This is a genomic window from Pseudarthrobacter sp. Hb11 (genome assembly GCF_059383655.1).
Genome location: NZ_JBWZCM010000002.1, coordinates 453875 through 473321 on the forward strand (window position 1 = coordinate 453875; position 19447 = coordinate 473321).

At 65.8% G+C, this 19447-nt stretch carries 19 protein-coding genes; 11 read left to right on the forward strand and 8 right to left on the reverse strand.

The annotated features are described in order from the left end of the window. The first annotated feature begins 21 nt into the window (after positions 1-21). Positions 22-1047 carry an ATP-dependent 6-phosphofructokinase gene (locus AC50X7_RS05880; protein ID WP_494978120.1) on the forward strand — a complete coding sequence of 342 codons (1026 nt, stop codon included), beginning with the start codon at positions 22-24 and terminating at the stop codon, positions 1045-1047. 63 nt (positions 1048-1110) lie between these two features. Further along, a complete protein-coding gene (locus AC50X7_RS05885) occupies positions 1111-1827 on the forward strand; it encodes a GNAT family N-acetyltransferase (protein WP_307094322.1) in 717 nt (238 codons plus the stop codon). Here the strand turns inward: AC50X7_RS05885 and AC50X7_RS05890 are convergent. The 6 genes from AC50X7_RS05890 to AC50X7_RS05915 all read right to left on the reverse strand — a co-directional run bounded on the left by AC50X7_RS05890 (position 1789) and on the right by AC50X7_RS05915 (position 7268). Then, a complete protein-coding gene (locus AC50X7_RS05890; protein ID WP_494978121.1) occupies positions 1789-3309 on the reverse strand; it encodes a DHA2 family efflux MFS transporter permease subunit in 1521 nt (506 codons plus the stop codon). The genes AC50X7_RS05885 and AC50X7_RS05890 overlap by 39 nt on opposite strands. Before the next feature lie 49 nt (positions 3310-3358). Further along, on the reverse strand, positions 3359-3796 hold the full coding sequence (locus AC50X7_RS05895; protein ID WP_494978122.1) for an ankyrin repeat domain-containing protein: 438 nt from the start codon (positions 3794-3796) through the stop codon (positions 3359-3361). Continuing rightward, a complete protein-coding gene (ygfZ, locus tag AC50X7_RS05900; RefSeq protein ID WP_494978123.1) occupies positions 3796-4878 on the reverse strand; it encodes a CAF17-like 4Fe-4S cluster assembly/insertion protein YgfZ in 1083 nt (360 codons plus the stop codon). The genes AC50X7_RS05895 and ygfZ overlap by 1 nt, the downstream gene beginning before the upstream one ends. A gap of 63 nt (positions 4879-4941) precedes the next feature. After that, positions 4942-5682, reverse strand: coding sequence for a flavodoxin family protein (locus AC50X7_RS05905; RefSeq protein WP_494978124.1), 741 nt, complete (start codon positions 5680-5682; stop codon positions 4942-4944). A gap of 40 nt (positions 5683-5722) precedes the next feature. Further along, the gene (locus AC50X7_RS05910) at positions 5723-6331 is read right to left on the reverse strand and encodes a nitrobindin family protein (RefSeq protein WP_307094317.1); all 609 of its coding nucleotides are present in this window, start codon (positions 6329-6331) and stop codon (positions 5723-5725) included. 169 nt (positions 6332-6500) lie between these two features. Beyond that, a complete protein-coding gene (locus AC50X7_RS05915; protein WP_494978125.1) occupies positions 6501-7268 on the reverse strand; it encodes a permease in 768 nt (255 codons plus the stop codon). 336 nt (positions 7269-7604) lie between these two features. Here AC50X7_RS05915 and AC50X7_RS05920 point away from each other — a divergent pair, with 336 nt between their 5' ends. The 8 genes from AC50X7_RS05920 to asd all read left to right on the forward strand — a co-directional run bounded on the left by AC50X7_RS05920 (position 7605) and on the right by asd (position 15845). Then, positions 7605-8303, forward strand: coding sequence for a winged helix-turn-helix transcriptional regulator (locus tag AC50X7_RS05920; protein ID WP_163161846.1), 699 nt, complete (start codon positions 7605-7607; stop codon positions 8301-8303). Between the two features lie 50 nt (positions 8304-8353). Next, entirely contained in the window at positions 8354-9322 is a 969-nt protein-coding gene (gene mshD, locus AC50X7_RS05925; protein WP_494978126.1) for a mycothiol synthase, read from the forward strand. 130 nt (positions 9323-9452) lie between these two features. Then, a complete protein-coding gene (locus tag AC50X7_RS05930; protein ID WP_494978127.1) occupies positions 9453-11702 on the forward strand; it encodes an RNA degradosome polyphosphate kinase in 2250 nt (749 codons plus the stop codon). Between the two features lie 11 nt (positions 11703-11713). Continuing rightward, on the forward strand, positions 11714-12682 hold the full coding sequence (locus AC50X7_RS05935) for an NUDIX hydrolase (RefSeq protein ID WP_494978128.1): 969 nt from the start codon (positions 11714-11716) through the stop codon (positions 12680-12682). 279 nt (positions 12683-12961) lie between these two features. Further along, a complete protein-coding gene (locus tag AC50X7_RS05940) occupies positions 12962-13765 on the forward strand; it encodes a thymidylate synthase (protein WP_494978129.1) in 804 nt (267 codons plus the stop codon). After that, positions 13762-14346, forward strand: a complete 585-nt coding sequence (locus AC50X7_RS05945; RefSeq protein ID WP_494978130.1) for a dihydrofolate reductase — start codon at positions 13762-13764, stop codon at positions 14344-14346. The genes AC50X7_RS05940 and AC50X7_RS05945 overlap by 4 nt, the downstream gene beginning before the upstream one ends. Before the next feature lies 1 nt (position 14347). Next, positions 14348-14566, forward strand: coding sequence for an NF038396 family protein (locus AC50X7_RS05950; protein WP_494978131.1), 219 nt, complete (start codon positions 14348-14350; stop codon positions 14564-14566). Between the two features lie 136 nt (positions 14567-14702). Continuing rightward, positions 14703-15845, forward strand: a complete 1143-nt coding sequence (asd, locus tag AC50X7_RS05955; protein WP_494978132.1) for an aspartate-semialdehyde dehydrogenase — start codon at positions 14703-14705, stop codon at positions 15843-15845. Between the two features lie 842 nt (positions 15846-16687). On the opposite strand, the gene AC50X7_RS05960 is transcribed toward asd, so the two are convergent. Then, on the reverse strand, positions 16688-17821 hold the full coding sequence (locus AC50X7_RS05960; RefSeq protein WP_494978133.1) for a winged helix DNA-binding domain-containing protein: 1134 nt from the start codon (positions 17819-17821) through the stop codon (positions 16688-16690). 54 nt (positions 17822-17875) lie between these two features. Between AC50X7_RS05960 and AC50X7_RS05965 the strand changes: the two genes are divergently transcribed. Then, on the forward strand, positions 17876-18370 hold the full coding sequence (locus AC50X7_RS05965) for a hypothetical protein (protein ID WP_494978134.1): 495 nt from the start codon (positions 17876-17878) through the stop codon (positions 18368-18370). On the opposite strand, the gene AC50X7_RS05970 is transcribed toward AC50X7_RS05965, so the two are convergent. Continuing rightward, on the reverse strand, positions 18351-19418 hold the full coding sequence (locus AC50X7_RS05970) for a UDP-N-acetylmuramate dehydrogenase (RefSeq protein WP_494978135.1): 1068 nt from the start codon (positions 19416-19418) through the stop codon (positions 18351-18353). The genes AC50X7_RS05965 and AC50X7_RS05970 overlap by 20 nt on opposite strands. Positions 19419-19447: the final 29 nt, after the last annotated feature.

Below are 19447 nucleotides of genomic sequence, written 5' to 3' on the forward strand. Positions count from 1 at the left end.
CCCAGGATTTGAGCCAGAGACATGAAAATTGGAATTCTCACCAGCGGTGGCGACTGCCCCGGATTGAACGCCGTGATCCGCGGAGCCGTCCTCAAAGGCATTGCCATCCACGGTCACGAATTCGTGGGTTTCCTCGACGGCTGGCGCGGCGTGGTCGAGGGCGACATCATTAACATCCCCCGCACCATGGTCCGCGGTATCGCCAAGCAGGGCGGCACCATTCTGGGCACCTCCCGCACCAACCCCTTCGAAAACGGCGGCGGCCCCGAGGTCATCAAAGCCCACATGGACCGGCTGGGCATTGACGCAATCATCGCGATCGGCGGTGAGGGAACCCTGGCCGCGGCCAAGCGCCTCACCGACGCCGGCCTGAAGATCGTGGGTGTTCCCAAGACCGTGGACAACGACCTCGACGCCACCGACTACACCTTCGGTTTTGACACGGCTGTGCAGATCGCCACGGAAGCCATCGACCGGCTCCGGACCACCGGCGAGTCCCACCACCGCTGCATGATCGCAGAAGTGATGGGCCGGCATGTCGGCTGGATCGCCCTGCACGCGGGCATGGCCGCGGGCGCCCACGCCATCCTCATTCCTGAGCAGAAGGTCAGCATCGAGCAGATCACCGAATGGGTGAAGGAAGCCCACGCCCGTGGCCGCGCGCCGCTGGTAGTGGTGGCCGAAGGGTTCGTCCCCGAGCACATGGAAACCCCGCACTCCGAACGTGGCCTGGATACGTTCGGCCGGCCCCGCCTGGGCGGCATCGCAGACCAGCTCGCCCCGGAACTTGAAGCCCGCACCGGCATTGAAACCCGTGCCACCATCCTCGGCCACATCCAGCGGGGCGGTGTACCGTCGGCCTTCGACCGCGTCCTCGCCACCCGGCTGGGCATGGCAGCCATCGACTCCGTGGTGGAAGGCTACTGGGGCACCATGGTCGCCTTGAAGGGCACGGACATCGAGCATGTGGGCTTCAAGGAAGCCCTGGGCCAGCTGAAGACCGTTCCGCAGAACCGGTACGACGAGGCCGCCGTCCTGTTCGGCTGAGGTGTTTCGCACAGCCAAGGTGTCCTGTTCGGCTGGGCTCCCTGCCCGCCCTAGGCTGGGAGCATGACACTTGACCCCGGTTCTGCCGCCATCATCCAGCTTGCCTGGGCCCGGCGCCTGGGACTCGACGACGACGCCTTCGGAACTGCCCTGGCCTCCGGCGAGCGGATCGTCCGGGCGGACGAATCGGCGCGGACCGTGGAGTTCGTGCGGCTCTTTGGCAGTTCGGCACTCGTGGGTCCGCAGTGGGTCATTGACGCCGCTGCGGGCATTCCGGATGAGGAGATGGCCCAGCACGTCACGCTCCTGACGCTGACCCGGTCCCACGGCGGCCACGGCCTGGGTGCTGCCGCGTTGTTCTTCGCCGACGATCTGCCCCTGAAGCAGCCATCGGAAGAGATGACCATTTCGCACGGCAACCCGGAGGCCATCGAATTGGAGGGCCGCTGCCCGCCGGATGACGTCAATGAGGTTGGCCTCTCTGACCTCGAAAACCGCTACACCATCGTGCATGAGGTTGACGGCCGCCGCGTACCCCTGGCCTGCGGGGCCTACTCAGAGTGGGTGGGCCTGCTGGCGCACCTGGGTGTCCTGGTGGATCCGGAGTGGCGGCGCCGGGGCCTGGGTTCACTCGCTGCGTCCATCGCGGCGCACGAGGCGCTGTCCGCAGGGCTCACACTGCAGTGGCGGACAGATGTCAGCAACACCGGATCCCTGGCACTGGCCCGGAAGCTCGGCCTGTCAGCCGGGGGAATCCAGACCAGCGTCCACCTTGGCTGAAGGGACGGCCCCGCTGCCGCCCCAGCCCTGAACCGGCTGGGGCTTCGCAAAGAACAGTGCCACGGCGGCCCCGACCAGTACCACCCCGGCGGGCAGCAGGATGGACTGCCCCATCGCCGTCGAGAAGCCGCTGTGGAGGGCCTCCGGCAAACTGCCGGACAAAGCCATTCCCTCGCCGGCAGCCCCGCCGGGTCCGCCCGCGGGAAGTTCGGCTGCGAGCCGGGACTGGATCAGCACGGCGATGGCGGCGCTGCCCAGCACTGCACCGAACTGCCGGGTGGTGTTGTAGACACCCGAGCCTGCGCCGGCCTGCCGCGGCGGAAGGTTCCGCGTGGCCGTGGTGCTCAGGGGCGCCCAGATGCCCGCGTTGGCAAAGCCCAGGACGGCGCTCGGCAGCAGGAACATCAGGATGGGGGTGTCCGGCTGCATCAGGACGGAGTTCCACACCAGCGCCACGGCCATCAGTGTCAGTCCGCCTGCGGCGAGGTACTTCGGGTTAACCCGATCCACGATCTTCCCCACCACCGGTGCCAGGCCGCCTGAGATCAGCGCCATGGGCACCATAAGGAGGGCGGACTGCGTTGGGGTCAGGCCACGGACCATCTGGTAGTAGAAGATCAGCGGGAGGCCGAAGGAGGTCACGGTGAAGCCCACCATGGTGATACCGATGTTGGCGAGGGAAAAGTTCCGGTCCCGGAACAGCCCCAGCGGCAGGAGCGGCTCACCCTTGTTGAAGCGCTGCCACACCACAAACCCGGTCAGCACGGCAAAGCCGGCGATGATCAGTCCCCACACACTGACCGGTCCAATGATGGTGCCCCAGTTGTAGGTTTCGCCTTCCTGGATGCCGAACACCAGGAGGAAGAGTCCGACGGCGCTGAGCACCACGCCCGGGATGTCGAACCGGTGCTGGTGGGTGCTGAGGGAGGGAACGTTCCGCCAGGCGAGGACGAACCCGACGATGCCGATGGGAACGTTGATGAAGAAAATCCACTCCCAGCCGAACCCGTCCACCAGCACACCGCCGAGGATGGGGCCTACCAGCGTGGCGACGCCGGCGGTGGCTCCCCAGATGGCCATGGCGGCACCCCGCCGGTCCGGCGGGAAGATCCGGGTGATGACGGCCATGGTCTGGGGTGTCATGATGGCTGCGCCGAAGCCCTGGATAACCCGCGCGGCAATCAGGGTTTGGACGTCACCGGACAGGCCGCACCACAGCGAAGCCAGGGTGAAAACCACCAGCCCGGCGAGATACAGCTTCTTCGGCCCGAAACGGTCGCCCAGCCTGCCCGTAATCAGCAGCGGGACGGCGTAGGCGAGGAGGTAGGCGCTGGTGACCCAGATGACCGCGTTGATATCCGCGCCAAGCCCCTCCATGATCCGGGGATTCGCTACGGAGACGATGGTGGTGTCGATCAGGATCATAAAGAACCCGATTACCAGTGACCAAAGGGCCGGCCACGGCCTTGCTACGTTTTCCACGGGTCATCCTTTGGTCAGGTGGTGATCTGCCGGGCGGGACCCGGTGGTGCTAGCCCAGGAGATCCAGGATCTCCTGGCGCGCGAACATCTGGGCCGCCGCGCGGGCAGATGGTGAACCGGCGTCAGGATCGGCTCCGGCGTCGAGCAGGACCCGGGCAACCTCCGTGTAGCCCTTGAAAGCCGCTCCGGCGAGCGGAGTCTGGCCGCGGTCGTTGGCGGTGTCCGCTTCAGCGCCGTGTCCCAGGATGAGCTGAACGGTCTCCGCGTGGCCGTGATAGGCGGCCAGCATCAGGAGGGAATCACCGGCGGAGTTGGTCAAGGCGGCGGGAGCGCCGGCGTCGAGATAGGCACGCAGCATTGCTGTGTCCCCTTCCCTGGCCGCCTGGAACAGCGTGTGTGCCAAAGCCAGCGCATCGTCGTCGTGCCCTCCCGGGGCCGCAGGAGATGCGTCCGACTGCCCTGAACCATGTCCTGCCGTGTCTGTCATTATCGGGGCCCCCTAAGGAATCCGGTCTGGCGCCCCACTACCTGGCCGGCGTCGGGGGCAACGATGAGTTCCTGGGCGGCAGGATAAGGCTCCTCGCCGTCCAACACCGTCAGTATTTCATCCGCGCCCACGGAACGCTTTATGACTGCCAGGGCAACCGGCCCCATCTCGTAGTGCTGCGCCACTGAGGTGACCGTCCCGACCTTCCGCTCTCCCACCAGCACAGGGCTTCCGGCCTGCGGCAGCGTGTGCTGGGATCCATCCAGCTGGAGGAAAACGAGCCGGCGCGGCGGGTGCCCGAGGTTGTGCACACGCGCGATGGTTTCCTGGCCTTTGTAGCAGCCCTTGGCCAGGTGGACTGCGGTGCGGAGCAGGTCCAGCTCGTGCGGGATGGTTTTGTCGTCCGTCTCAGCACCGATGCGGGGCCGCCAGGCGGCGAGCCGCAGCGCTTCGGCTGCGAGGACGCCGGCCAACTGTCGCCCTCCAACGGTCTGTTCCAGTTCCGCGGCCGGAACCAGGTACTCAAACCAGGGGCGCTCCAGCCCGGGATGGCTTGCCGGGGGGACGGTGGCGTAGGAGTAGCCGCCCGGGGCCACGTTGGGCCAGGGATCCTGCCACGCCAGCAGTGCGGACCATTCGGGAACTGCCCGGGTGCTGCCCACTGCCGCCCAATCGGCGGAAACGTCAGCAATTTCCACCCGCAGCATGAACTTCATCCTGTTCAGGAACTCTGCCAGGGGTGCTGCTTCGGCGGCTTCTACGAGCAGCCAGGTGGTCACGCCGTCGTCAATCACCCTGGCGTCGAAGTCGATCCTGCCCTGGACACTCAAGAGGAGCAGTTCGCTGGACTCCCCCGGCTGGAGGCCGGTCACCTGCTGCGAGGACAGCGTGTTGAGCCAGCTCAGCCTGTCCGGCCCGGTGACCGTGACAACGCCGCGGTGGGAAAGGTCGACGACGGCGGTACCGGCAGCGAGTGCGCGCTGCTCGCGCAGCGGCTCACCGTAGTGGGAGGCGACGCCGGCGTCCGCACCGGTTGCCTCAACGGCTCCAGGGCGCGACAACAGAGGGCTGGGAGTAGTCATACTGGGGGCAACGTCCTTAGGTCAGTGTGTATTCCGGTTTCGACAGCTCAACCACCGCAGGGGCTAGCGGTACTCCGGGTTTTCGAAATCGAAACGCGTTCCTGCCGCCCACTCCTGCGGAAGATTGCCGTGGGCCGGGTAACCGCCGGCGTCCTTGAGGATCCGGGCAAGGTGCAGGAGGTTCCAGGTCATGAAGGTGGCGTTTCGGTTGGTGAAGTCGCTTTCGGGCCCGCCGGAGCCCTCGTCCAGATAGCTGGGGCCTGGGCCCACCGGACCGATCCAGCCTGCGTCCGCCTGGGGCGGGATGCTGAAGCCGATGTGCTGGAGGCTGTAAAGGACGTTCATGGAGCAGTGTTTGATGCCGTCCTCGTTGCCGGTGATCAGGCAGCCGCCCACCTTGGGGTAGAAGACCCACTGGCCTTTGCTGTTGAGTTCGCCGGAGTGGGCATACAGCCGCTCTATCAGCTTCTTGGTCTGCGAGGAGTTGTCTCCCAGCCAGATGGGCCCGGCCACCACCAGGATGTCCGCGTCCTCCACTGCCGGGTAGAGCTCAGGCCATGCGTCAGTGGGCCAGCCGTACTGGGTCATGTCCGGGTAGACGCCGCTGGCGATATCGTGGTCCACGGTGCGGATCACCCTGGTGCTGACACCCTGCTTTTCCATGATGAGCCGGCTGATGTTGATCAGCCCGTCCGTGTTGGACGTCTGAGGCGATCTTTTCAGGGTCCCGTTGAAGAAAACAGCTTTCAGATCGCTGTAGTCCCGGCGGTTCCCGGAGGCAGGTACGCTCTGCGGATCTTCCATGTGCCACCACCCGCTTTCATTCCCTCCGGACCGCGGACGGTCAGGAGACTTTTTTGAGGAAGGCGGAGGCGTGGGCTTCCAGTCCCTTGCCCTCCTTGCCGCCGACGGCGACGTCCCACCGCCACAGCAGGTTCCCATCCACCAGGCCGAAGATGCGCGTGGCGGCGCTGTAGTCCTTGGAGTGGCTCCCACGCATCACCATGTCCGTTGTGAGCTGGATCTGGGGTCCTTTGATCTGCCCGTAGTACAGCTCGGAGATCCCGCCGGGATGCGAGATGGACACGGAGATGTCGAAGCCGCCCTCGCTGTTGCGGAGGGCTTCCACCTCATCGGCACTCTTCAACGCGGGAACGATGTCCGCCGGGATCAGGCCGGGGCCGCCATCGGCATCGAGCTGCTTGCGCTCCAGTGCCCAAAAGCCGGTCTCGACGGTCAGGGGCCGCAGGCGCGTGCCGTCGTCGTCCGTCAACCAGCTCTCCGCACGGTACTGGAGGTAAGCCAGCCCGTTGTGGGTGAAGGACACGTGCTGCAGGAAGTGTTCCGAGTCCTCGTCCCCGGAGCCCAAACGGCCGCGGCCCTCCCACTCACCAATGAGCCAGGAAAGCGGGACAAGTTCTGGGGTCAGGTCTGTGGGAATCTCAATCGGCACAGCAAATACCTCGGGAAACTGCTAGCTCCGGAAAGGGTCTACTTCTGGCCTTTGAACAGGCGGTAGACCACAAAGCCGGCAAACCACGCCATGGACAGGCTGGCGATGCCGAGCAGGACAAGGAAGAAGATTTCAAAAGCAAGTACGGACATGATGCCATCCTAACCCGTTAGTAGATGAGTAGTTTGTCTATGAAGTAAGCCAGGGAACCCACCGCGGAGACGGGCGCCAGCCCCATGCTAAGGGCAGCAGGACCATTAAGCGGTGCACCGCGGAGCGTCACGAGCCGGCGGAAGCTGACCAGGACCGCGCCCACCACAACACCAAAGATGGCAGCCGGCAGGACGGCGATGTCGGAGAGGACCAGCCCTGCGAGCGGACCGGCAAGTCCGGCGAGGATGATGCCCAGGGGCGCGATGATGCTGTCCGGCCACCTGATCAGGCAGGCCATCAGGGCAACTGCCGCGCTGATGGCTGCCACCAGCAGCATCTCCCTTACCCCGTTGAACCGGGCGCCGGCGATCCAGCCCGCGCCGAGGCAGGCCAGCAGCACTCCCACCGAGCAGCCAAGCGTCGACTCCAGCCGCTGGGCCTGCCCCGTTCCGCGGATCAGCTGCACCACAAAGACAGCCATGATTCCCAGGGCGATGAAGGGCGGTGTCCAGTCCAGGTAGCCCGGAGCGGGCGCGTACGCGGCGGCGAGCGCCGAGCCGGCTCCGGCGAGGGCAATCACCGCCGCGAGTGTCTTTTTGGCGGGAATCCGGAGGAAATGGGGCCAGCCGATGCCCACCGCGGCCGCGCTGGCCACGGCAACAGCGACGAGGGCCTCGCGGGAGGTGTATACCCCGGCGATGATCGCAGCCAGCCCGGCGATGCCCACCACGCCGATGGTCCACGAGCCAAGGGAGCGGACCGGCGCCTGCAGGTCCGCCGTCATACGGATCCCGGCCGGGGCTTAGTCTGTGCACTCACTGCGCTGCATCCCATCCTGCGTTGACCTTGGAAGGCGGTCCGCCCTCAGTGGCAGGGCATCAGGCCCTGCCACAATCCTGCCTTATGTGAACGGCTTATGTCGCAAAACGTCCCTCGATCAGGACCGGACCAGTGCCAGCTTAAGGGCCGCCGGGTATACTCGGAGCTCAGCTAAGTTCCCTGCTGAAGTGGCCGGACCCCTGCCGTCGGCGGAGTCCCAAACCGGGGCAGGGAGCCAGTACCGGCCGGTGAGAATCCGGTTCAGTCGCCCAACGATGCGCGGACGGCCCTTGGAGGAACAATGTCGCACATCCTGTTACTGACGAACAGCACCGGTTCTTCGGTGGACATCCTGCCTGCCTTGGAATTGCTGAACCACCGGGTCCACATCCTCCCCGCCGAGCCCACCGCCCTGCTGGAGACGGACCCCTGCGACATCGTGCTGCTGGACGCCCGCAAGGACCTGGTGGGGGCCCGGTCCCTCACCCAGCTCCTCAAGGCCACCGGCCTGAGCGCCCCGCTGGTGCTGATCCTCACCGAAGGCGGCATGGCCGCTGTCTCCTCCGCCTGGGCCGTGGACGACATCGTGCTCGAATCTGCCGGCCCCGCCGAGGTGGAGGCCCGTATCCGGCTGTCCGTCGCCCGGGCCGTCCCCGAGCAGGAGGACACGCCGTCCGAAATCCGCGCCGCCGGCGTCGTCATCGATGAGGCGAGCTACACCGCCCGTGTGAACGGGGCACCCCTGAACCTGACGTTCAAGGAATTCGAGCTCCTGAAGTACCTGGCACAGCACCCCGGCCGTGTGTTCACCCGCCAGCAGTTGCTCACCGAAGTGTGGGGCTACGACTACTACGGGGGCACCCGTACCGTGGACGTCCACGTCCGGCGGCTGCGCGCCAAACTCGGCGCCGACCACGAGAACCTCATCAGCACTGTCCGCAACGTTGGCTACCGGCTCACCCTGGTGCGGCAGCAGGAAGACGAGCTGACGGAAGCCTGAGCCGGGCTGACCGCGGTCCGGTATCCGATGATCCCGTATAGCCTTGCCTCATGACTCCAGCGCACCCTGAGAAGTGGCCCGTCCAAGTTGTTCAAGGCGGTATTGACCGGCAGCTCCTGAAGGACTGCGGCAATCTGCTGGCTGCAGCGGAAGAGTCTGACGGCAACCCCTCCATATCGGAGCAGACCCTCATCAGCATGCGCGCCGGCGATTCCGCGGAACACCAGGTGCTCACCCTTGCCCTGTATGCCCCGGACGAGGACTCTGATCCCTCCTCCGGCCAGGACCTTGCAGGGTTCGCGGCGGTGGTCGAAGAAGCGGACGGCAGCGGCGTGGTCGAAATCGCCGTGCATCCCAGCTACCGCAACCAGGGTGTCGCCGACCGCCTCGTGGGCGCCCTCCAGGACAAGCGGGGGCTCCAGGGACTGAAAGCATGGTCGCACGGCAACCATGAGGCAGCCGCGGATCTTGCCGCCCGCTACGGCTATGTGCCCGTGCGCGAGCTGTGGAAAATGCGGATGACGACGGCGGCGGCGGACCTTCCCGACGTCGTCCTTCCGGACGGAGTTCACATCCGGGCGTTTGTGCCCGGCCAGGATGAGGACGGCTGGCTGGCTGCCAACCGTGCAGCGTTTTCCCACCACCCCGAGCAGGGCAGCCTCACCCGCGCCGACCTCGATGCCCGTATGGCTGAGGAATGGTTTGACCCCGCAGGCTTCCTCCTTGCCGTCAATGGGAACGGCCGGCTGCTCGGCTACCACTGGACCAAGGTGCACCCCAGCCACGGCTCCCACCCCGCGATCGGTGAAATCTATGTGGTGGGCGTGACCCCGGAAGCCCAGGGGTCGGGCCTGGGCAAAGCGCTCACGGTGGCGGGCATCAAGTACCTGCAGGGCCTGGGGCTGCACGCGGTCATGCTGTACGTCGACGCCGACAACGCACCCGCGGTCTCCCTGTACCGGCGGCTGGGCTTCACGCGCTGGGACATGGATGTGATGTACGGCCCCGCGTCGGGTTAGTCCAATCCCCTGACGCAAGGGCCCTGCGGCGTGAAATCCACGGCCCCTGGCTACTGATTGCTTGTAAGGTTGAAACAGAACCGCGCAGGCCGGATACGGCCGCATCAAAGCGCCAGGTAAAGGAGATGCCATGAACCCGGAACCTTCCGGAGCAGCCACGTCCCAAGAGACTCCAGTCCCCGTGCGCGCCCGATTCGGCTCCTCGGAGGTTCCGGCGTCGCGGGCCACACAGGACCGGATTGACATCCCGGACTTCGCGCCCAACCTGGAACCCGAGGGCGACATCCGGCCGGACCGCTTCCTTGACCGGGAACTGAGCTGGCTCAGCTTCAACTCCAGGGTCCTGGAACTTGCCGAAGACGCTTCCCTGCACCTGCTGGAACGGGTCAGCTTCCTCTCCATTTTCGCGTCCAACCTGGACGAGTTTTTTATGGTCCGCGTGGCCGGCCTGAAGCGGCGCATCGCCACCGGACTGGCTGTTCCCTCCCCTGCAGGCCTGAGCCCGGTGGAAGTGCTGGAAAAAATCGGTGAGGAAGCCCACCGGCTCCAGCAGCGCCACGCACAGGTCTTCGCGGAACAGATCCGCCCGGCCCTGGCTTACGAGCACATCCACCTGATGCACTGGGACGAACTGGATGATGCTGCCAAGCAGCAGCTCAGCCAGATGTTCGCCGAAAAAGTGTTCCCCATCCTGACGCCCCTGGCGGTGGACCCGGCACATCCGTTCCCCTACATTTCGGGCCTTTCCCTGAACCTGGCCGTCGTGGTGCGGAACCCCGTCAGCGACAAGGAACTGTTCGCGCGTGTCAAGGTGCCGGACCAGCTGCCGCGGCTCATCTCCATCGACGGCCCGCGTGCCGGCGCGGTGGCAGGCCGCGTGGCCCGCTTCATCGCGCTTGAGGAAGTCATCGCCGTCCACCTGGACAAATTGTTTGCCGGGATGGAGGTCCTCGAGCACCACACCTTCCGGGTCACCAGGAACGAGGACGTGGAGGTTGAAGAGGACGACGCCGAGAACCTGCTGCAGGCGCTCGAAAAGGAACTGCTGCGCCGCCGCTTCGGCCCGCCCGTCCGGCTCGAGGTGACCAACGACATCAACCCGAACATCCGTGCGCTGCTGATCCGCGAACTGGGCGTTGAGGAATCCGAGGTCTACTCGGTCCCGGCCCCGCTGGATCTCCGGGGCCTTTCAGTCATTGCCGGCATCGACCGCGCCGACCTCCACTACCCCAAGCACGTTCCCCATACCTCCCGGTACCTGAACGAGTCCGAGACCTCCAAGGCCGCCAACGTCTTCGCCGCGATGCGCCGCCGCGACATCCTGCTCCACCACCCGTACGACTCGTTTTCGACCTCGGTGCAGGCCTTCCTGGAGCAGGCGGCGGCGGACCCCAAGGTCCAGGCCATCAAACAGACCCTGTACCGCACCTCGGGCGACTCCCCCATTGTGGACGCCCTCATTGATGCCGCCGAGGCAGGCAAACAGGTCCTGGCCCTGGTGGAGATCAAGGCCAGGTTTGATGAGCAGGCAAACATCTCCTGGGCCCGCAAGCTTGAACAGGCCGGCGTGCACGTGGTGTACGGCATCGTGGGCCTGAAGACGCACTGCAAGCTCTCGCTGGTGGTGCGCCAGGAAGTGGACGGGCTGCGGCGGTACTGCCACATCGGCACGGGCAACTACCACCCCCGCACAGCCCGGTACTACGAGGATCTGGGCCTGCTCACGGCCAACGACCAGGTGGGCGAGGACCTCTCCAAGCTTTTCAACCAGCTCTCCGGCTACGCTCCCAAGTCAACCTTCAAGAGGCTTCTGGTCGCTCCGCGTTCGGTGCGTTCCGGGCTGATCGACCGGATCGAAACCGAGATCCGGAACGCCCGGGCCGGGCTGCCGGCCCGGGTCCAGATCAAGGTCAACTCCATGGTGGACGAAGCCATCATCGACTCGCTCTACCGTGCGTCCCAGGCCGGGGTGAAGGTGGATGTTATCGTCCGCGGCATCTGCTCGCTGCGCCCGGCGGTGCCCGGGCTCAGCGACAACATCACCGTCCGTTCGGTCCTGGGCCGGTTCCTGGAGCACTCCCGCGTGTTCGCATTCGCGAACGGTGGGAATCCGGTGGTGTATATCGGCTCGGCGGACATGATGCACCGCAACCTGGACCGCCGGGTTGAGGCCCTGGTCCAGCTGAGCGCTCCCGATGACATCAACTACGTCCTGGACCTGTTGCGCCGCTACATGGCCCCGGAAACTGCAAGCTGGCACCTGGACAACGAAGGGAACTGGTCGCGTCACCATCTGGCCGACGACGGCAGGCGGCTGGAGGACGTCCAGTCCTTCCTGCTGGCCTCACGGCCGCGGCAACGTAGCCTGAGCCGACGGTAAGGGCTGCGGTTTTGTCGAGCGACGCACTCGTAGCAGACCAGACAGACCACCCAGGCGAACCGGTAGCCGTCACGGCTGCCGGGGCGCTGCCGTGGCGCGTCAACAAGGACGCACTTGAAGTACTGCTGATCCATCGGCCCCGTTATGACGATTGGTCCTGGCCAAAAGGCAAGATCGACGACGGCGAGACCATCCCTGAATGCGCCGTCCGCGAGGTGTGGGAGGAGATTGGGCTCACTGCCGCACTGGGCAGGCCGCTGCCCCCCATCCACTATCACGTGGCAAGCGGCTTGAAAGTCGTTCATTACTGGGCCGTCAAGGTCAATGGCGCCGGGCTGGTTCCGGACGGCAAGGAGGTGGACAGCGTGATGTGGTGTGCCCCGGATAAGGCGGCCCGGCTGCTGTCCAACCCCTCCGACGTGGAACCCCTTGAATACCTGCGGGACGCCCACGAGCGTGGGGAACTGGACACTTGGCCCCTGCTGGTGGTCCGGCACGCAAAAGCAAAGCCCCGTTCGTCCTGGAGCAAGGCTGAAGGCGAGCGGCCGCTGGCTGCCACCGGAACGCGCCAGGCACAAGCTGTGGGCCGGCTGCTCCAGGCATGGAAGCCGCCCCGGGTTGTCACCAGCCCGTGGCTCCGATGTGTTGCCACGGTCGCGCCCTATGCAAAGGCGACCGGTGCAAAGGTCAAACTGGTGGAGGCCCTTACCGAACACCGGCACGAGCGGAGCCCCAAGAAAACAGCGGCAGTCATCGAGGCCCTTCTCGAGAGGCAGCGGCCGGTAGCCGTCTGCACCCACCGGCCGGCGCTGCCCACCGTATTCGGGGAGCTGGCCAAACACATGCCCGCGCATCTGGGCGCCCTTCTGCCCGCCGAGGAACCGTTTCTGTCCCCCGGCGAACTGGTGGTGTGCCATGTGGCTCCAGGCGGGAAAAACAGGATTGTTGCCGTGGAGCAGTTCAAGCCGTTCGACGACTGACTCCTGCAGTGACAGCGTCGGCAACCACAGCATCGCGGCACGCCCTTTGGGTGGGGATCCTGGGCTGACTGGTCAGCTCGCTGCAGCCCGCCGGAAACGCCGGCATCCTTCCGGCCAGTCCAACCGCCACCCCGCCCCCGATCCCGGCGGCATCATCGTGCCCTCGCCTGGCCCGTGCTGGGCTGCCTGGCCGTCCACGCCACTGGTGGGGCTGCTCGGCGTAAGGTTGCGGAGGTCATGATGCCCGAAGGCCGGGACCCACCCCGATAGACTTGGGGGGTGAGCATCCCAACGCCTTATGAAGACCTCCTGCGCGATGTCCTGGCTTCCGGCACGCACAAGTCGGACCGCACCGGGACTGGAACCACCAGCGTTTTCGGGCGCCAAATGCGCTTTGATCTGGCCAAGAGTTTCCCCCTGATCACCACCAAGCGGGTCCATTTCAAGTCCGTGGCAGTTGAGCTCCTGTGGTTCCTGCGCGGCGAAACGAACGTGAAATGGATGCAGGACCAGGGCGTCACCATCTGGAACGAGTGGGCTGACGCCGATGGTGACCTGGGGCCCGTTTACGGCGTCCAATGGCGCAGCTGGCCCACCCCGGACGGCGGCCACATCGACCAGATCGCCGAGCTGGTAGAGAACCTGAAGTCCAACCCGGACTCCCGCCGGCACATCGTCTCCGCCTGGAACGTCTCCGAACTGCACGACATGGCCCTGCCACCGTGCCACGCGTTCTTCCAGTTCTACGTGGCGGACGGCAAACTCTCCTGCCAGCTGTACCAGCGCTCCGCGGACATGTTCCTGGGTGTGCCGTTCAACATCGCCTCCTACGCACTGCTCACCTGCATGGTGGCCCAGCAAGTGGGACTCGAGCCCGGCGAGTTTGTCTGGACCGGCGGTGACGTCCACATCTACGAAAACCACATGGACCAGGTCCTCAAACAGCTGGAACGCGAACCGTACGAGTACCCGCAGCTGAAGATCAACCGCAAGCCGGCCTCGATCTTCGATTACACGCTGGAGGACTTCGAAGTGGTCGGCTACCGGCACCACCCCACGATCAAGGCCCCGATCGCCGTATGAGCACGGAGAACTTCACCGATCCGCAGTCCTTTACTGAGGAACTGGCTGCTTCCGTGACCGGCGTGGGGCTCGTTTGGGCGCAAACCTCGGACGGCGTTATCGGCAAAGACGGGGACATGCCCTGGCACCTGCCGGAGGACCTGAAGCACTTCAACCGGCTCACGCTAGGCCACCCCGTGGTGATGGGACGCAAGACCTGGCTGTCCTTTCCGGAGAAGTACCGCCCGCTGCCCGGCCGGACCAATATCGTTGTCACCCGGCAAAAAAGCTGGGCCGATACGCCCGAGGCGGAGGGCGCCGTCGTGGTTACCTCCCTTGATGACGCGCTGCTTGAGTCCCAGTTCGTCGACGGCGGCGGAACCGTCTGGATCCTGGGCGGCGGCGAGATTTTCCGCCAATCAACCGAGCTCGCCAACGTTGCGGTGGTCACCACTATCGACGTCGATGCTGACGGCGATACGTTCGCCCCCGAGCTTGGCACGAGTTGGGAGGCTGCCGCTTCCGTCCCGCCGGACGGCTGGCTGACGGCCGCCAACGGAACACGCTACAGATTCACTAAATGGTTAAGGACTGAGGGCTAGCATGTTGAAGAAACCGGAAACCCTCTTTGTGCTGGGCTACATGCTGCTCCCCCTGCTGGCGCTGCTGTCCGCCATCGTGGGGTTCACCATGATCCTTGGCGGCAACAAGATCGCCGGCGCCATCGTGCTGGTGGTGGTGACGCAGGCGTTCGCCTTCGGCGCGTTCTTCGCGCTGCGCGCCCGGAAGGCCGCGGTCTTGGAGCAGTCCGACCGGGGCTAGCCATGGGGGGAATCCCCGACCCCGCAGCCAAACAGTTCGACGGGTAACGGGGCAGCTTCCTGGTGGTCTTCGACCGGGAATCAGTGAGTGACGTAACCGACTGCGCTGTGCCGGTACCGGCGACTAAACTGGACCAATGACTACAGCAGCTACCCCTTCCGTCGGCCTGGTCGGATGGCGCGGCATGGTCGGTTCCGTCCTCATGCAGCGTATGCAGGACGAGGGCGACTTCGCCAACATCAACCCGGTGTTCTTCTCCACTTCCAACGCGGGAGGTGCCGCGCCGTCCATTGCTGGAACAGCAGAAGGCAGCGCAGGCAAGCTCGAAAACGCGTTCGACGTCGACACGCTGGCTAAGCTGCCCATTATCGTCACCGCCCAGGGCGGCGACTACACCAAGCAGGTGCACGGCGAGCTGCGCAGCCGCGGCTGGGACGGTCTCTGGATCGATGCCGCCTCCACCCTGCGCATGAACGACGACTCGATCATCGTCCTGGACCCCATCAACCGGGACGTCATTGACAAGGGCCTGGTCAACGGGACCAAGGACTTCATCGGCGGCAACTGCACCGTGTCCTGCATGCTCATGGGCCTCGGCGGGCTGTTCAAGAACAACCTGGTGGAATGGGGCACCTCCATGACCTACCAGGCTGCTTCCGGCGGCGGCGCCCGGCACATGCGTGAACTCCTCAGCCAGTTCGGCACGCTCAACGCCGAGGTCAGCACGGAATTGGACGACCCCGCCTCGGCCATCCTGGACATCGACCGCAAGGTCCTGGCCCACCAGCGCACCGGCATCGACGCCACCGAGTTCGGCGTCCCGCTGGCCGGCTCCCTGATCCCCTGGATCGACGCGGACCTCGGCAACGGGCAGTCCAAGGAAGAATGGAAGGCCGGGGTTGAGACCAACAAGATCCTCGGAACCTCCGACCAGGACCGGGTCATCATGGACGGGCTCTGCGTCCGCATCGGCGCCATGCGCTCGCACTCCCAGGCCCTCACCCTCAAGCTCCGCGAGGACCTGTCCGTCGCCGAGATCGAGAAGCTGCTGGCCGAGGACAACCAGTGGGCCAAGGTGGTCCCGAACACCAAGGAAGCCTCCATGGCGGAGCTGACCCCGGTGGCAGCGTCCGGCACCCTGGACATCCCCGTGGGCCGTATCCGCAAGATGGAGATGGGCCCGCAGTACATCAGCGCCTTCACCGTGGGCGACCAGCTCCTCTGGGGCGCCGCCGAGCCGCTGCGCCGCATGCTCAACATCGCCACCGGGAACCTGTAACCCGCGCTCCTTCACAAAGGCGGCCCTGCCCCACATGAACGGTCCTGCCCAGGACCGCTCATGCGGGGCAGGGCCGCCTTTGTTGTCAGTCGGACATCCTTCGGGAACGCGCCGCCATCGCAGTAAGTCGCTGCTTGAGCTCTACAGGCCGGCCAAGGTGCTTCCATTGGAGCCGAAGGACCAGCCACCCATCTTCGACCAGCGCATTCTCCCGCCGGCGTTTGGCAAGAAGGACCTCCTCCACGGGCCGGTAGTCGGTGTACTTACCGGTGCCATCAAATTCGATGATGATCTTTGCTTCCCGGTCAGCAAAATCGCCCGGAAGAGCCCGCCGGAAGTAGAAATTTCAACCTGGGGTGTGAAGCTTTGTATGCCCAGTGCGTGCAATAGGAGCCTGGTCCGCGTCTCGCCCGCTGATTCGGATCGTCCATCCAACGCGTCCAACAGAAGTTGCGCGCGCCTGCTCCCCCGTTTCTCCTGCCCTTCGTCCAGTAGTGCTTTCATCTTCATGAGGCTGGCTCCTTTCCGCAACGCGTGGTCACCGATCACGGCAGCGTGTTGGAGCGGCAGGATCCGGGCGCAGTCCAGGACTGTTGAGTCGACGCTACGGAAAAGCCGGGCCAACGCCCGTCCACCAGGGCACGGAGACTGTCAGGTTTCATGGTCAAACATTCCCCTGCCCGCCGGTCGCGCTGGAAGCCTAACTTGGTTGGATGTGGACAACCGGCCGCGCTGTATTCAGCACCAGCGGCCTTGGCCCGCACAAGCGGTGTTGCCCAGGACCGCTTGTGCGGGGCAGGGCCGCTTGAACGGTAGGGGGAGACGATTCGCCCGCGTGCCCGTCAGTGATCCAGGAACTTCAGGTAGCGTTCAGCGGAGCGGGCGAAGGCAGCCCGGGCCGCAACCCCGAGCGGTCGGTTTTCGTCGAAGAGCTCGGGCACGACGGCGGCACGCGGACCTTTGCCGGTGACCGCCCAGGTGCCTATCGCCTCTCCCCCGGCCACCACGGTCTTTTTGAAGACGCCGTTGCCGCCGGGGACGATCTTGTTGGCGTGCTCCGGTGCCAGGACCAGACTCCGGTCCCTGTAGCCCAGCACAAACTCGTCAAAGCCGGGCAACAGGAGGACGGACCGCTGGCCGGGCACACCGCCGTCAGGCAGGGACGCTGTCGCCGGGGACAGCCAGTAGCTGAGGCCCTCAAATTCCAACTCCACCAGCTCTTCCTTAACGTCTTCCAGCGCCGCCCGAACCTCTGTCAGGGGAATCTGCGTCCACCACGCGAAGTCCCGTACAGTTGCCGGGCCGTGGCTCCGGAAGTAGCGCAAGAGAAACTCCGCGATCGCCTCCTCACGTTCGAGCTTCCGCGACACGGGGATCCAGCTCTCGAAGGCCACAAGCAGTTGCTGGTTTCCGGCCAGCGGCCCCTGCACGAGCCACCCATGCCGGCACAGCGTCCCCAGGATATGGACGCCCCGCTGGCCGGTGGTTGGCTGCCCTGCGGCCTCAAAGACGGTGAAAAGCTCCGCCCGGCTGGCAGCCCCGCCGCCGGCAACCCGCTCCAGCGCAACGTCGCGGGTCTTCTCTATGTCCGCCCACGTGATGCCCAGTTCGCGGTGCCGGGCGGCGATGCTCTTGGTGAGCCGCGCTGCAGTGAGGTCCAGCATCCAGTGCAGGTCCTCCGGCGCTACAAGGTGCAAGGTGCCCCGCATCGGCCACGACCGCACCACAACACCCGAGTCGAGGGCTGAGCGCACGTCCTGCAAACCCGCTCCCGGTACCCTCACGCCCACAGCCCACAGTGCAGCCTGCAGATCCTGGGCCTGCATCGCGGTCATCCACCGGACCGTCCCGGCCACGGAGGCCGCGACATCCGGTACCACCGGCGGCGCGGCCTGCATCGGCACCAGCCGTTGGGACGCCAGCCGCAGCCTGCCCATGCTTTGGCGGTCAAGTCGGGTTCCCACCCTCGAAGCCATGGGCCCATCCTAGGCTCCGTAGTGGCCCGCCAGCATGGCCGCTAGGGTAGAAGCATGACTTTGGGGAGTTTGTGGCAGTTGCTTGATTTGAGAACGAAGCGGTGGATGGCTGGCGGGACAGTGTCCGTCCTGGCGGGAACGGGCCTGGGGCTGGCCTCCTTGTCCGCCGTCCTGGAAAGCGGGCGTTCTGACCCCCTGCTGCTCCTTCCACCCCTCGCCTTAAGCCTGGGCGGCGGATACGCGGTACTCTTTCCCGGCATCAGCGTGAACCGGAACGGCCTGCACATCTTCCGTGACTGGCGCCGGCACCCTCCGTTCGGGAAGGCCCTGTGGGTCCTGTCCCTCGCCATCGCCGCGGGGGGACTTGTGACCTGCATCGTGGCCGGCCTGGCCAACCCGCTGGCCCCCGGCCTGCTCGTCTGGCTGTTTATGGGGCTCTACCTTGCCAGCGCCGGCTGGGCCTCCGCCATGATGGGGGTGGGCTACGCCGTCACGGGGGCGCTGAACGCAGAACCTGATGAGGCGCGGGCTACAGTTCCAAGCCGATAAGCAGCGGCTCCGGGTGCAGTTTGATTCCGAAGCGCTGTTCGACGCCGGAACGCACTTCGCGCGCCACGGCCACCACGTCCGCGGCGCTGGCCGAGCCGCGGTTGGTGATGGCGAGCGTGTGCTTGGTGGACAAGGATGCGCGGCCCCCGCTGACGCTGCCCGGCTCCAGGCCGAAGCCCTTGCTGAAGCCGGATTGGTCGATCAGCCAGGCTGCGGAGAGCTTCACCAACCCGTCTTGGCCTGCCGGGTAACGCGGCGCCCCCTCGGGAAGCGCCGCAGCGACGTCGGCCGGGACGATGGGGTTGGTGAAAAACGAACCCGTCGAGTACGTGTCCCGGTCCTCGGGGTCCCACACCATGCCCTTCGAAGCCCGCAGGCGCAGCACCTCGCGGCGCACGTCGGTGGCGTAGGCGCGTTTGCCCTGCTCCACGCCCAGCGACCGTGCCAGCTCCGCGTAGCGGATAGGTGCGCTCATGCGGCCCAGCGGCAGTTGGAACTCCGCGGTCAGCACCACGAAGCGGGGTGAGCCGTTGACGGTGGTCTGCTTAAGGATGGAGTCCCGGTAGCCGAATTTCAGCTCCGAGTTCGTAAACGTCTTGACGGCGTTCCGCTCGCGGTCCCAGGTTCGGACAGCGGCGATGGTCTGGGAAACATCAGAGCCGTAGGCCCCCACATTCTGCACCGGAGTTGCGCCCGTTGAGCCAGGGATGCCGGCGAGGGCCTCGATGCCGGACCACGCGTGCAGGACGGCATGCTGCACCAGCTTGTCCCAGTTGTGCCCGGCCTGCACCACCACGGCCACGCCGCCGCAGGAGTCCTCCGCGTTGACGGTGAACCCCTCCGAGGCGATTTTGACGACGGTGCCGGGGAACCCGTCGTCGGAAATCAGCAGGTTGGAGCCGCCGCTGATGATCAGCAGCGGCTCACCGGCTGCGTCCGCCGAACGGACGGCGTCGATGATCTCCGCCTCGGTCCGGGCCTCGATGAAGGCGCCGGCCGGGCCTCCGACGGCGGCCGTGGTCAGCTGGGAAAGCAGAGTGGAAGTCACTTAACAACACTATCGGGAAAGTCAGGCCA